Source organism: Schlesneria paludicola DSM 18645, assembly GCF_000255655.1.
GTDB lineage: Bacteria > Planctomycetota > Planctomycetia > Planctomycetales > Planctomycetaceae > Schlesneria > Schlesneria paludicola.
The window spans coordinates 2742231-2757718 of sequence record NZ_JH636434.1; the positions used below are offsets into that span (position 1 = coordinate 2742231).

Consider the following 15488-nt stretch of genomic DNA (forward strand, 5'->3'; position numbering starts at 1 on the left):
GGAACCGTCCTCTGACGCGGGATTTAACGGCTAACCGCCAGAACAGCAAGGATTTTCGCTTCAAATTGAGCAGTTCTTCGGATCAGCTCTTCGTTCACGCACATCGACACACGTCAATCGGGACAGGACGTTTTCATGACCTCGCCTCTGCAAATTGCCATCGTCGGCCTGGGAAATGTCGGCACCGGTGTTTCCAAAATTCTGACTCAGCAACCTGATCGAATTCGTCAACGAGCCGGACGCTCGATCGAAATTCGGCGTGCCGTCGTTCGCGATCTGAGCAAACCACGCGAGATCAACCTGCCATCTGGAGTGCTGACGGACGACTTGGAATCGGTCATCCGTGATCCCCAAATCAAGGTGGCGGTTGAATTGATGGGGGGAATCCACCCCGCCCGCGAAGTGGTGCTCGCCCTGCTGGAAGCGGGCAAGGACGTCGTGACGGCCAACAAGGCGCTGCTGTGCGAACATGGTGACGAGATCTTTGCGGCCGCGAAACGGTATGGCCGAACGGTCTGCTTTGAAGCCGCGGTCGCCGGGGGAATTCCGATCATTGCCGCCGTCGGGCAATCGATGGCCGCAAACCAGATCGTTGGCATTCAGGCAATTTTGAATGGAACCACAAATTACATCCTGACCGAGATGTTGTTCCGCGGGCAATCGTACGCCGACGCCTTGCGTGACGCACAGGCCCTGGGATATGCCGAAGCCGATCCGACACTAGACGTGAACGGGACCGACGCGGCACAGAAGCTGGGCATCCTGGCTCAGTTGTCGTTCGGAACGAAAGTGACCGCCACCGAATTCCATGTCAGTGGGATCGATAAACTCGAACAGGTCGACATTAAGCATGCGACCGATCTGGGTTACGTCATTAAATTGCTGGCGAGTGTAAAACTGGTTTCGGGCAAGCTCGAAATGAGTGTCCGAGCGACGCTGATCAAGAACGACCGGCCGCTCGCACAGATCCATGGTCCGTTTAACGCCATCCTGCTCGAAGGCGACGTCGTTGGGAATGTCTGGTATTCCGGACGTGGGGCCGGCCAACTGCCAACCGCATCCGCAGTGACCGCTGACATCATCGACCTGGCAATTGGACGAGCGCAACTGACGTTCAATCAACTTGATCTGTGGCGAACGACGCCTGAATTCCCGCTGATCGACGCACAGAACGCGACCAGTCGCTATTTCCTGCGTCTTTCGGTCGAAGACCGTCCGAACGTCATGGCCGAGGTCACGGGGATCCTGGGTCGACATGGGATCAGTCTGGCTACGGTGATTCAGCCAGAAGCCCCGGAAGTCGATGCTGGATCGACGGCAGTGCCGATTGTTCCACTCATCATCATGACGCACCGCACAACGGCGGGAAATCTGGCAGCAGCCGAACGCGATCTGGATCGACTGGGTTCGGTTCGATCACCACGAATGGTACTGGCCGTCGCCGACTGAGTTCGACGCAACGCAGCCCTCGATCGGCCGGCAACCAGTCGTTTGATCGAGGGCGATCCGCTCATAACGGTTCAATTGAAATCGTTTCGATTCGGGTCGCCACCCGTTTGCGGCGATCCGAATCGATCGGGGAATTCCGAAGGTTGACGTTGCGGTCGATGCTCCTGAGCGGCAGAATCACGAGATGTGATGCAGGAGCAAGATGTGAACGACCTTTTACCAGCCCGGTCGATTCCACGAAAAACCATGGCGGTCCTTTTCGTGTGCCTGGCGACAGTCGTATTTGCACAGCCTCCACGGGCCCACAAGCAGCCGTTGCCCGTTGCCAAGAATCCGCCGCCCATCAATGCCGAAAGTTTGCGACAAGGCAGCCACAATTCGTTGACGCTTGCTCGTCAGCAATCCGTGATTCAATGCATCGAACTGGCCCGGGATGCGATTGAGCGAATGGACTATGTCGCTTCGATTCCCCTCTTGGAACGGGTGCTCGCGGATTCGAATTCGTTTATCCCGTCAGGCGTCTGGACCGAATCGGGCGCGCATCAAGAAGCCGTGCGGCTATTGCAACAGATTCCATCGGACATGCGTCAGCGGCTGGATGAACCACGGCGCATCACAGCTCGACGCGAATGGGAACGAGTACGACATCAGGGTCCGACGGAAGTCATTGCATTTCTAGAACAATACGGCGACCTGCCACTTGGCGTTGATGCGTTGTGGTGGTTGGGTTGCCGGGAACGCGATCAATCGCGTTCCCATTCCGCGCAAGCGGCCTTCCAACGCGTGGCACAACATGATCAGGCCACTCCACAACAACGCGTGTCCGCCCTGACCGCTGCGTATGAACAAACTCGCGAACTGCGCGAACCGGATGCCATGCGGGCGATTCGCGAGCGACTATTGCGGTTCGATGGAAATCTGAATCTCACGTATACCAATCGCCAAACGAGTTTGGGGAAATGGCTGGCAGACCACGTCAGTGAGATTCCCGAGACATCGACCGTGGACGTCGTTTCCGCCAGCGAAGGTCGACTGCGGCGCCCCATTCACGAAGCGGCGTGGAAACAGCCATTCACGGTTCCGTTGGGTGCAACACTGGCGTCACGAGAAGCCAAACAACGCGATCTGGGCGTACGCCCGATCTCCATTCTGCGGCCGCTTATCGTCGGCGATTCGGTCATCGTGCGCACGCTCGATGCGATTCACTCATTTGACCTGAAAAATGGTGCGCGTCGCTGGGAAGTACCGAATGTGGAATTCGGCAGAATGGACCGACGCCTGATCGAGAATCCGTCGTACCAGATGAAAGCCACGGACTGGGCCCAACGACGCAGCCTCGCGGATTCCCTGTTCAACGAACTGACCACTGATGGCGGGCGATTATTCGCGATCCAGGAGCCCGATCGAAGCGGCGAGTTTGGAATTGAACGCAGCGCATCAACCGGTCTATTGCGGACCGGTCCGAACTTTAACCGGCTTTGTTGCTACAACGTGCAGACCGGAGCCCTCAACTGGGAAATCGGCGGCCCGCCAGGTTCATCGGGCGATTCGCTAAGTGGATGCCTCTTTCTGGGTTGTCCATTGGTCGTCGATGGCACGTTATATGTCGTGGTCCAGCACGAGACGGAAATGCGACTTGTCGCGTTGAATCCCCAGCAGCCCAGGGTCGATTGGACTCTGTCATTGGGAACCGCGCTGCTCCCCGCGACGGAAGACCTTCAGCGATCGCGTGTGGCTTGTCCGGTCATCTGGCACGACGGACAACTGATCTGTTCGACCGGAGCAGGAGCGGTCATCAGTATCGATCCTTTGCTGAGGACGATGAAGTGGGGTTACCGCTATCCCGCCACAACGATTTCGGTGGGAGACCTGCAACGCGGACAGAATCCGCATGACTCACAGCAGACCAACGAACCTTGGTGGGACGCCTGGCGCGAGCCGTTTGCAACGATCGCCTCGGTAACGAAGGCCGCACATCCACCCGACCAAACGGCACCAGCCACACCGATCGTCGTGTTTGCCTCGCCGGAAACCGATCAATTGCATGCAATTCGACTGGCGGATGGAAGCCCCATCTGGCGCGTTCCACGAGACGGGGGCTTGATTGTCGCGGGCATCGTGCAGGATGTCGTAGTCGTCATCGAGGGCGACTTTATTCGCGGCCACGAACTGACCACAGGGCGAATACTGTGGCGGACCGCCACACTCGAAGTGGGTGGACCTGGAACATTCGTAGGCCCCACGATGATCGTCTCGACGCAATCGGGCGGAACGTTGCTGTTGGATGTCAGGAATGGTCAGATTACGGCGGACTCTTCCAATTCCGAGACTTCGCTGGGCGCCCTGGCCGAGGCTGGAACGGGCTGGATTTCGTTCAGCCGTCAGTCACTCATGTGGCTGCCTCGTTTGGAAGACGTCCGAAATGAGGTGGAATCGAAACTGCGTGAAACCCCCGACAACGAAGACCTTCGGCTGCGTGCTGCGGCGCTGGATCTGCAGGCAGGAGACTCGCTGGCCGCTCGAGGCCGATTGAATGGACTCGATTCCAACGCCGCGCGTGCATTGCGACGCCAGGCCATTATTGATGCATTGCGCGAACCGAACTCGCACCGTCCCGATGCGGAACGTGTGGAACTGGCCAGACAACTAAAGGAACTCGCCGTTGATGTCGACTTCAAGTTCGCCGCGGCGGATGCGATTGGCACGTCGGCTCTGGCGGCGGTGGACCTTATCGCGTGTGTCGACGCCGCGCTCGATGGCCTGGCAGCGGAGCTTGACCACCCCGAATCACTCGTCAAAACCTCGTCCGTCACCGTGCGGAAAGATCGCGTCCTGTTGGGACTGATCGACGAAGCGTATCGCAAGGCGAAACCGGCTGAGCTTCAATCACTCGATGAGCTGTTCGCTGGCCGGGTGAAGGTCGCTAGGAAAAGCCGAGATCGCACCGCCGTGCAGAGTCTGGCTCAGCAATGGAGGGGACTCGACTGGAGTCGGCAACTGACGGTCCTCGAAGACGAGAAGTCGATCCGCAAGCGCTCCCCTGCCGAAGTCGAACTGCAATTACTCGATGCCGCCGGTTCGGACGATGCGGCAATTGCACTGCAAGCACTGGAAAAACTTGTTCTACGACTTCAGCGGCTTGATATTCGCCAGGATGCCCTGGCAATTCGAGAACGAATCAATCGCGAGTTTGCCGTGGCGAGGCGTCCCGATGGGACTCAGTCGGTCACGCGAGTCAGCAGTGGAGCCCCTTCGATTCGACGTCAGACATCGACTAGAACAACGGGCTGGCCTGCGGTCGAGCCTGTACTGGAATCACTCGATGAGCGCAATTTTGGGATCAATTATGCCCTGATTCCTGTGCATGCAGAACCGGGAAGCCTGGCTAGTCGATTGGATATTTGCGTCGAACGAAATGGCGGCGAGATCCTTTTTCGCGGCGACAATTTCTTTCAGAGCGGACAGACAGAAGAGGATGAACAGAAGTTCAAACTTCCCCCCAGCGTGTCGCCTTATCGCGGCCCGTCATACATGCTGCGCGACGCATGGGGAATTGGACGTGTTGTGATCTGTCTGGTCGGCAGCGAGTTGTTCGCCATTTCACCACTCGAACAACGTGACTTCTGGCCCAGCCCAATTGATCTGCAAAGCTCGCCCAGTGAAACGCGCGTCATTACCGGCCAAGGCGGTGCCAACGAAGGCCGAAACCTTGTCGTCGACCAATCGAATCGACCGATTGGACGCGTGGGGCCTGTCCGTGCCGGTTACTTGTGCTACCAAAAAGGGACAAAGCTTGTTGCCGTCGAGACCAATTCTGGAAGAGCGCTTTGGGAACGGCTTGATTTTCCTGGGGACGCGACCGTCTTGGGAGATGATCACCAGATCTATGTCTGGCGTGAAAACAAGGTTCTCGAAATCTTAAGTGCGCTCGATGGACGAAAGGTCGAAGAGCAAGTCCTGACGAATCCACCAAGCAGCATGTTTCATCACTTGGACTCGCTGGTTTGGACGGTCACACGCGGTCTCGATTCGTCACAAATGGAGTTACACGACTTGCGGACGGGCAAGCCAATCTGGACACGCTCCGCCGCAAGCAATTCCCAGTATGTCGCTCTCGATCCCGAAACGATTGGAGTGGCAACCCCCGAGAACCAATTCCACCTCGTCGACGCGCGATCAGGTGTCTCGCTAGGTCACCCGCTCGACGTCGACACGGCATCCGTGAATGGATTGATCGCATGGCACGATGAAGAACGATGGTATGTCGCGATGACTCAGCCAACAGGGAACATGGGAACGCTTAGGTCATTGCAACCCAGCGATTCGGTGCGAAGGCGATTTATCGCGGGAACGCTGTTTGCTATTGATCGCCACGAGCCAAGAATTCTTTGGAAGAGAACCCTGAAGGACGAACCGATTGCACTCGATCAATCTCGCGCGGCCCCCGTTTTTGTGCAACTTTGGAAACAACCGTCGAAATCCAGTCCAAACGGAACGGAAGGGGTCCTACGTGTCATCGACAAGCGCACAGGCAAATTACTGGTCGAAAAGCGCCGTGATGACCTTCAACCCTATTTCCTCTTGAACCCAGACGTCCAACTAGCCATCCTGGAATTGAAGCTTCAATACGAAACGATTCGTTTTCGCTATTCACTCGATTCATCCGGCGACGCATCGAACGAATCAAAGGGCCGCGAGCATGATCGTGACCGCAAGTAGTGTGTGTGATCTCGTGAACTTGTGACAACGCCTTCTTCTTCAGTCGCGATCGTGAGATGCCCCATGGACCGATCAGACGATTCCGTCATCTATTGGAACGAAAACGTCACCCTCAGGCGATTCCTGGCCGTTTCGTCGTTGCTCTTGATCTGGATCGGCTGTGATCTTGTCCTGCATGGACTGGCGCATCAGGGAATTGACGAATTCGAGTTCTGGCGACGCATCGATACCACGACGGGCATCCCCTTTTCGCGAACGATTTACGAATGGTTGCCCGCCGACTCATGGCGACTGCACCTCTACACCGCGTACTCATTGCCCGGCTTGGGATTGATCGCTCTGGTGCTGCTCGATCGACTGATTCATCAAGGGAAAACGGGCCTGCCTTGGGGAATCACCGCGTGCGGGGGATTGTTTATCGTCGGGGGGGCCGTCTTGGACATGGCGGTGACAGTCGCCCATAGCCCGAATCTCGAATTGGAAGGCAATCCCTACGTGCGAATCTTGCTCGATTCACAGCATTCGCTGGCATTCGTGTATGTCCATGCGTTGTTTACACAATCGCTTTACATCACGTTGTTTTGCGGAATCTGGATCGGCTTTCTCCGACACCGCCAAATTATTGTCGCCACGATCTCGTCCGCGTCTCCCAACTCGTCACTGGAATTCCTCAAAGCCGCAACAGGGGGAGCACACTTGACCGTGCGTCAATGGCTGTTTCCCATCCGCTTTTCCGAAGCCCCGCTGCTGTACCATTACATTTGGTTGATTGCGATTCCAGTGGTTTTCGGAATCAGCCTCTTTCGATGGTACGCGGCGATGGAATGGATCGGCCTGGTCGAGCCAACGGATACCACACGCGTCTGCGTGATCCTTCACGGCGTGTTCAGCACGCTCGTCCTCTACCTGCTCTCGCTCTGGCGACTCTACAGACAATCTGCAGAGTCGATTGTGGAAACCAGTCGATAACGGAAGCAGCCGGCCACGTTCTGGGGACTGGCCTGCATTCCCAATTGTCCGGATTTGAATTGCGCAGATTGAACAATTTTTTCCCACACCTCCGTGGTGAAAATTCGGTCTCCGACACGACGCTCCAGAATCTCAGATGAAGAGTCGCCGGGCATACGCGTCAGGAGAAGACAGTTGACGCATTCTGCTGCGGTTTTGCGTCACGGCGATGGCGACCCATCGAAGCAAAGACCTTAAATCGTGGGGAATTCACGATTCATCGGGGATGGCACGACCAATGCTATCAATTAGAATCTGCAGTTCGCATTATCGTCTGGCCCCTTGGCCAAGGTCATCAGGCGAACCGTCTATCCCATGCGTTGATTTCAAAGGGTGATTTCGTACCGGCACTTATCTATTCAGTCCCAAACGCATGGAGCTCCCGCAAGATTTCCCCTCTTGCGGGAGATTTTTTATGGGCAGAGGCCAACTCAGACGCCGACCCTGAATCCGAACGAGGCCAGCCCATTCGAAGCACAGCAATGGAATGGGCCATAACGCTGCCGTTCATGTCTCGATTCAACAAACGCCATGATCTTCAGCGTTGGTTGATCACGACCTCACCAAGCTCTGAGCGACCGAGATGATCGGGCGCCCCCCCCCCCGTGCAAAGGGCCTTACGCGACTGCCGCCTGCTCGGCCGACGTCGCGGGCACTCGTTTTAAAAGGAACAGCGCCAAACCACGGCACACGGAGGAGGCCGCGAAGACCCACAGATAAGAATTCGCCGAAACCCCCAACCCGTTGAGAATGCTGGCACCAATCACGGAGCCGATCGCAAGGGCCAAACTGTTGGCGACGTTGTACAACGTCAACAGACTGGTTCGTTCGGCTTCGGGAATGGTTTCGAAGAACAGTAACACCAGCGCCAGCTCGTACGCGGCCCAAGCGGTCCCCGCCAAAAGCTGTAACACCAGCAGCCAGTAGTAGTTTGAGCTAACGTCCCAACCAATTGCCAAAGGTGTCAGCCCCAGCCCACCAATCCAGAGCAGCCGATGAGCCCCCATTCGATGAGCCACTCGTCCCCACCAGGGCAGTGTCACAAATTTGGCAAGAAACGAGGAACCAATCAACAAGGCATAGTGGTGGTACTCGTAATGCAATTCTTTGAGCATATACGGCACAAAGAAGGGCCCCGAAATAAAGACCCCCACCTGCATGGCGACTGCGAACACCAGCAGTCGCCCCGACGCCCCGCGCGAAAAATGATGCCACTGTTCGCCGAGAGTTAGGAATCGCATGTCTTGCGGGATCGGATAGGGCTCGCTTTGCAGAGCCAGACAGGCTGCAGAAATCACACGGCAAATGAGAGCCGTCGCAAAGAGTGCCGAAAACACACGTACTTCGGCTCCATACATCTGCCCCGCTTTGAGCGCGAATCCGCCCATCAAGAACCCGGCCAAGGTCATGATCTGGACCAACTTGGCGCGACGGGCGAAGAATTTGGGCCTGATATGCCGAGGGATGATTGTCCCTTGCCACGTATTCCACGCAGGGCCACCACCCAGACTTGTCGCCCAGTAGAGCGACGCAATCACCAACACCGCCGCGGGTGAGATCGTTCCCGCCCAAGATGCCACGATGAGCGGAAACAGCGAGGCGGCTTGCAGTGTCGCACACAACACCACCCAGCGTTTGTGAGACCCAAGAATCCGGATCGCATCCGGCGAAATCAACTGCAATAGACTTCCCAGCAGCTGAGGAACAGCAGCAATCAATGCCGCAAACACCTCGCCCATGCCGATCGCCAGCACGAAGGCAGGAAGAAATGTTTCGCCAATACCGACCGTCACACCATTCGCGGAGCCATCGACGACACTGAGTTGCAGGTCACGTTTGAGCACTTCACTGGGTGGCGAAATCGCGGTCCACTTCGAAGTAATGGGAGGGACCAACCGATTCAAAACCCGCACGGACGACACAATTTCCTCGCTCTCTTCTCGATCAAGACTCACCGAATTCGATTCGGCCGACGACACGTCAGGCAGAGACACAAAAATCGGTTGAGGTTCATTCAAATACACCAGTACAATCGCTTTTCGCCGTATTCTCGGCGAACATTTACAAAGATTATCGGTCGTGTGTGTACTGCAAATCCGCTCGAACGCCCCATGATGCAAAATCGCTGCCGACGGACCGCGAACTTCAACTCATTACATTTAGGTGGCTTTTGGCCGCTTCGAAGTTGGTGTTCACGACTTTGCTAAGACGACTGCAAGTCGCGAAGGCAGCAACATGCATAGAATCAGGGCACCTGCTTTCCGTGAACAGCCTGAAATCCGCGAAAGAGACTTCACCCAAGCCCATCTGATGCGGCCTCCAAGCATGACGAAACCAATGCCCGGCACTTGCAACGGCGACTGCACCCACAGCAGATTCTTGCCGCCCTGCATAAGATACTCTGTCGATCATGAAATGACGAAGAGCGATTTACGAAGACTTAATAGAACTCGTCTGTTCTTCACAAATCCGCGGTGAGATCAAAACTTGTAACATCCGACAGTCCAATATCTGATCAGAGCGACAAGGATTTTTTCAGAGGAAGCCCCAGTCACGATGCCGGAACTCCGAATGAATCTTGTATTGGCAACGCGATCATCGTCTCAGACATTACCTCGAACGATCCGCATCAAGCTTTTCTTTTGCGTGTTGGCTTCAGGAGTGTTGATGTCGCAGGTGTCGCCTGCCGCGGAAATGGCGTCGGCCCGGCGAGGATTCGAGTTCCTTCGAACTCATGAATATCTGCCACCGGACTTCGACGACGACGTCTTTGACGAACTGTGGACTGTCTGGCCCGAGCAAGACCGCAAAGCGGCGGAATCCGCCGACCCCAGCACCCGACGACGACTGACCTTTTCCTACTACGGACTGATCACGGCGCCCGACGATCTTGATGGAAAAAAACCGGCGTTTGGATATGTTGCGGCCGATCGCGGCAACTGGGTCATGAACTGCCTGGCATGTCACGGCGGAAAAGTCGCCGGACGAGTCATTCCAGGACTTCCCAATTCACACACCGCGCTGCAGACGCTGGCGGAAGATGTGCGGACAGTCAAAATTAAACAGGGCAAAGCACTCGCTCATTTGGACTTGGGCTCGTTGCAAATGCCGCTCAGCACCACAAATGGAACAACTAATTCGGTTGTGTTTGGAATTGTCCTGGGTGCCTATCGCAATCCCGACATGACAGTCGATCTCCAGCGCCCGTTCCCACAACTCGTCCACCACGACATGGACGCACCTCCCTATTGGAACGTGAAAAAGAAAACATCACTTTACGCCGATGGCTTTTCGCCCAAAACGGCGCGCCCGCTGATGCAATTCATTTTGCTACCGCGCGTGACTCCGGCTCAGCTGACCGAGTGGGAGCCCGAATTCGCAGACATGCTCGCCTGGATTGAATCGCTCGAAGCTCCCAAGTATCCCTTTGAGATCAATCGAGAACTTGCATCACGCGGCGAACCAATCTTCACCAAGAACTGCGCCAGGTGCCACGGAACATATGGCGCAAGCGGTGTTTATCATCAGCAGACGATCGACATTGATGAAGTTCAAACAGACCGATTGCGCCTGTCGTCCCTCTCGCCAGAACACCGTTCCTGGATGAAAAAAGGCTGGATGAGCCGCTTCGGCGAGGACCCCGTCGAGACGAACCCGGTTGGATACGTCGCACCACCGCTCGACGGAATTTGGGCCAGCGGACCGTATTTCCACAACGGATCGGTTCCCACTCTGTGGCACCTGATGCACCCGGAAACTCGTCCCAAGGTTTGGAAACGGACAGAAGACGGATACGACGAACAACGTGTCGGCCTGGAAATCAGCACCTTCGACGAAATTCCGCGGACGGCCAAATCCCCCGCAGAACGTCGCCGCTATTTCGACACACGCCTGCCAGGAAAAAGTTCCGCTGGCCATTTGTTTCCGCAAACCTTGACCGAGTCCGAGAAAGAAGCGGTCTTGGAATATCTGAAAACCTTGTGATCAAGGCACAAAAAATCCCAGAAATCTCCACGGGTGACGCACCCATTCAGCCGATCGCAGTCGGCCATCCGGGCATTGCAGTGGACCGGGTTTGCGTGGAAATCAGCGTGACTGGCTCGCTTGGAAACTGCGATAATTATCCGATCAGAGAATCTTGGTACCAAATCTTTGAGATCAACGGTTGAATGGATTGCGAATACACGTTACCTTTCCCGTTCCGCAAAAACCGGGGACGGTCCCGTTTCGTGTTTGCGCTATACGGTTTAAGGTCTAAGTTGTGATTGCTCCTCGCACTACATTCTTGAAGGCGGCCGATCGCGGTCCCGGCGGAAATCATCAGCCAAAGTGGTATGTCGTCGACGCAGACGGAATGACCGTTGGTCGTTTGGCGACGCGGTTGGCAACAATCCTGATGGGTAAACACCGTCCGGACTACACCCCGCATGTGGACACTGGCGATTACGTCATCGTGGTCAACGCCGACAAAGTTCGCTTCAGCGGCGGCCGCATGGCTCACGATGAATTCCCCTACTTCACCACAAAGATGGCAAAAAAGAGCTATGTGTGGTTTACGGGATGGCCTAGTGGACAACGAACCATTCCTGCGATTGACCTTTGGGCCAAGAACCCAACGGAAATCCTGACGTTGGCCGTCAAGCGAATGCTGCCCAAGAACGCGTTGGCAGCGCACATGCTTGCCAAGCTCAAATTGTTCAAGGGCCCAGATCACACACATCAGGCTCAGCAGCCAGAACCGCTGCCAGCGCACTTGGCACCGAAGTAACGACGCCAGTTGACGTTGCCACGATCGGTTCAGTCTTTTTCCCATTTTCTTTCCGTTGAGCATAGATCCGATGGACGACACGACCACAACGACGACCACGCCAGAACCCACCGAATTGAGCTTCTCTTCGACGCCTGAGCCTGTTGTGGCCGCGCCGGAACCCGTTGTCGTGAAAATCCACGGCAAGCTCGATCGGAATGGCGTTGCGATCGGCACCGGACGACGCAAGACGTCTGTCGCTCGCGTCCGCCTTAAGGCTGGAAACGGCGCCACCTCGATCAATGGCCGCCCGCTGCAGGAATACTTCAATAACATCCGCGATCTGCAGATGATTGAAGCACCGCTGCGAGCCACCGAAAAGCTTGGTCAAGTTGATTTGTGGGTGCGAGTCAGCGGTGGCGGCACCACTGGACAGACCGGTGCGATTGTCATGGGTATTGCCCGTGCTCTTGAAGCCCTTAACCCCACGTTTCATAGCTTGCTGAGCGAAAACGGCTACCTCACGCGAGACAGCCGAATGGTCGAACGCAAGAAATACGGCTTCAAGAAAGCCCGCCGAAGCCCGCAGTTCTCGAAACGCTGACCCCACTCGGGACGTTCGCGTCTCGGTGTTTGCTGCGATCTAAAGAGCCTGAGCCTTCTCTAGGACTCTTGAACACACGCCCCGCCCGGATTTGACTCCGTGCGGGGTATTTTCTTATGTCGAATCACACGCCCCAACAGATCAGCGAGAATCGACGCAGTGACGCGTGCCCGCTGATTGACCATTTCCCGGCATCACGCCCTCCAGACCGCTTGTGAGCAGATTGCTCAGCATTCCCGAAGTCATTCCGCGTTGTGATGGGAACACGGATGGACCAGTCACATGCATCATCGACCGCACGGACATACAAGCGACTGCTTCAGCCTGATCTCAAGCTGATGCTGATCGAGAATGACGTCGTTGGACTGCAGCAGTTCTGCGAAGTCTTAAATCCCGCGATTGTCGCCGAAGTGCTGTTCGGGCTGGATCCGGCATCCGCGTGGCGTGTGTTGTCGTCGAGTGACATCAAGCACCAGGCCGACATTTTTGAGTTCCTGGAGCCGACGCAGCAGATCGAACTTGTTGCCAACATCGACCGCCAGCACCTGTCGAAGCTCATCGAGGCCATGTCGCCCGATGATCGCGTTGACTTGATGGAAAATCTGGACGAGGTGCAGATTGAAGCGCTGCTACCGCTGATCGCCCAGGCCGAACGCGATGAAATTCGAAAAATGCTGTCGTACCCGGAGGATTCCGCCGGGTCGATCATGACGACGGAATACGCCTCACTGCCAGACGGAATTCCCGTCGGCGAGGCACTGAACCTCCTGCGGCAGCAGGCCCCCAACCGGGAAACGATCTACTACGTGTTCGTCGTCGACGCTGGCCGCCGGATACTGGGCGTGATTTCGCTACGCGAGCTGATCTTGGCTCGACCATCGGCCCTGATCGCCGACATTATGACCCGCGACTTCATTTCCGTACACGTCCGAGATGACCAGGAAGAGGCCGCTCGTCTGATCGCGCGTTTTGACCTGATTGCCCTGCCAGTTCTCGACGCCGACGAACGCCTGGTGGGGATCATTACGCACGACGACGTCCTGGACGTGATCCAGGAAGAGGCCAACGAAGACGCCTATTTGCAGGCCGCGATCGACCCATTGGAGCACTCGTACTTCTCGACTCCGCTGCTGACCATTGCCTTCAAACGCGGCGTATGGCTGCTATTCCTGTCAATCATGGCCCTGGTCACCGCCACCGCGATGCGTTCGTTCGGAGACCGGGCAAAGTCCAACGAGTGGCTGGAATGGTTTCTGCCACTCGTTCTCGCGAGTGGTGGCAACACAGGGTCTCAATCGGCAACGCTGGTGATTCGTGCGATGGCCGTCATTACGATGAACCGGCGCGACAAGATTCAACTGGCAACACGCGAACTTTTGACTGGATTGATTCTCGGCCTGACGCTCGGAGTGTTCAACTGGCTGGCCCTGCAAGGGCTGTTCGGTCGTGATCCCATCCAGTCCGGCGTTGTCTCGCTGACCATTGCTCTCGTCGTAACGATGGGCACTGTCGTGGGATCGCTCCTTCCCATTTTGTTCGACCGACTGGGTATGGACCCGGCGATCATGTCGAATCCGCTCATTGCGTCGCTGAGCGACTTTATGGGTGTGGTGATCTATTTCAGCGTCGCAATTTGGCTGCTGGCCTGACCATCCGCCGGCGCGATCTCTGATTGATTCCCATTCTGCAACTCGCAACGATCGCGTGAGGGACTCTCGCGATCAGATTTCACGTTTCTGCCCTGCAACCTGCAACACCTCTGAAAGGCCATACCATGAATGCACGTGATGCCCTGAAGCTTTCCATCGACATGGGAAAAACCATCTGCCTTGGATACCTCGGTGACCTGACCGACGCCGAACTGATGAAACGTCCCTGCCCAGGCTGCAATCACATCAACTGGCAGGTTGGACACCTCATTGCCAGCGAATACGGAATGATGATGGGACTGTTTCCAAACTCGATGCCGCCGCTCCCGGACGGATTCGCCGAGAAATACACCAAGGAAACCGCGAAAAGCGACAACCCGGCCGACTTCGACAAGAAAGCGGAGTTGCTGGCCCTGTTCGAGAAAACCCGCGCTGCCACGCTCGACCTTCTTTCGAAAGTCACCGACGCGGATCTAGATAAGCCAACGGGCGTTAATTACGCCCCCACCACCGGTTCCATGTTCGAACTTCAAGGCAGTCATTGGCTGATGCACGCGGGACAATGGGCCGTGGTCCGCCGCCAATGCGGCCGACCACCACTCTTTTAGACCGACTCAGCCCCCATCAATAGTGTCTTCCGCCCCGAACGCACCGGAGATCACCGATACATCAGCAACGACAAGGGAGTCCGGCAAAACACATGAACACGCGTATCAACATCTTTATCTCCTTTTGCACACAGAAGATGCGATACAAAACAACATCGCTCCAGGCGTCTACGCTGTTGAACTCGTCCGATTTCACAGGATCTGCGGGCGGGTTTCCGAGCGGCCCAAAAAAAGTACCAACAAATCTTTGCCCCATTGATTGACAATAAAATCCACGACGATATATTTCCGCACCGCCACACGGTTGAGACGCAAACGCGACGCAAACCCAGTGGTGGACAGATCTTTGAAAACACGGTTGGAGAGTTTTGAGAATCAGTCTTGTCGTATTGATGCGGTTGCTGGCCGTGCGAAGACCTTGTTCTCCATCACTTAATTGTGATGAAGACAAATGACCAAACCGAGTCGTAAGACTCATCGGTCAGTCAACACATGGCTAGCGGACAAACCCAGTGCATACAACACTGAATCTCAAGCTGCCTGATTTATCAGCGGTTTGTGGTTCAGTTCGGAAACACTACTCAAAGGGTTTGATCCTGGCTCAGAATGAACGTTGGCGGCGTGGATTAGGCATGCAAGTCGAGGGAGAACCCGCAAGGGGGACACCGGCGAACGGGGTAGGATCACGTAGGTGACGTACCCCC

General features: G+C 56.0%; 9 protein-coding genes. 8 read left to right on the forward strand and 1 reads right to left on the reverse strand.

The window, feature by feature from the left end:
- Window positions 1–135: 135 nt before the first annotated feature.
- The 3 genes from OSO_RS0113645 (at window position 136) to OSO_RS0113660 (ending at window position 7137) form a co-directional block, all read left to right on the forward strand.
- On the forward strand, window positions 136–1449 hold the full coding sequence (locus tag OSO_RS0113645) for a homoserine dehydrogenase (RefSeq protein ID WP_010583836.1): 1314 nt from the start codon (window positions 136–138) through the stop codon (window positions 1447–1449).
- Between the two features lie 246 nt (window positions 1450–1695).
- A complete protein-coding gene (locus OSO_RS0113655; RefSeq protein WP_010583837.1) occupies window positions 1696–6168 on the forward strand; it encodes a BamB-related PQQ repeat family beta-propellar protein in 4473 nt (1490 codons plus the stop codon).
- Window positions 6169–6231: 63 nt separating this feature from the next.
- A complete protein-coding gene (locus tag OSO_RS0113660) occupies window positions 6232–7137 on the forward strand; it encodes a hypothetical protein (RefSeq protein WP_010583838.1) in 906 nt (301 codons plus the stop codon).
- A 656-nt stretch (window positions 7138–7793) separates the two neighbouring features.
- On the opposite strand, the gene OSO_RS0113665 is transcribed toward OSO_RS0113660, so the two are convergent.
- On the reverse strand, window positions 7794–9200 hold the full coding sequence (locus tag OSO_RS0113665; protein ID WP_010583839.1) for an MFS transporter: 1407 nt from the start codon (window positions 9198–9200) through the stop codon (window positions 7794–7796).
- Between the two features lie 643 nt (window positions 9201–9843).
- Here OSO_RS0113665 and OSO_RS0113675 point away from each other — a divergent pair.
- From OSO_RS0113675 to OSO_RS0113705, 5 genes are all read left to right on the forward strand, one after another.
- On the forward strand, window positions 9844–11160 hold the full coding sequence (locus OSO_RS0113675; RefSeq protein ID WP_237729280.1) for a c-type cytochrome: 1317 nt from the start codon (window positions 9844–9846) through the stop codon (window positions 11158–11160).
- 301 nt (window positions 11161–11461) lie between these two features.
- A complete protein-coding gene (gene rplM, locus OSO_RS0113685; RefSeq protein WP_050986149.1) occupies window positions 11462–11944 on the forward strand; it encodes a 50S ribosomal protein L13 in 483 nt (160 codons plus the stop codon).
- Window positions 11945–12152: 208 nt separating this feature from the next.
- Window positions 12153–12527 (forward strand): 30S ribosomal protein S9, encoded by a 375-nt coding sequence (gene rpsI / locus OSO_RS0113690; protein ID WP_029246984.1) that lies wholly within the window; start codon window positions 12153–12155, stop codon window positions 12525–12527.
- Window positions 12528–12796: 269 nt separating this feature from the next.
- Window positions 12797–14176: a magnesium transporter gene (gene mgtE, locus OSO_RS0113700; protein ID WP_010583845.1), complete on the forward strand. Its 1380-nt coding sequence runs from the start codon at window positions 12797–12799 to the stop codon at window positions 14174–14176.
- A gap of 125 nt (window positions 14177–14301) precedes the next feature.
- Window positions 14302–14784 (forward strand): DinB family protein, encoded by a 483-nt coding sequence (locus OSO_RS0113705; protein WP_010583846.1) that lies wholly within the window; start codon window positions 14302–14304, stop codon window positions 14782–14784.
- The last annotated feature ends 704 nt before the right edge of the window (window positions 14785–15488 follow it).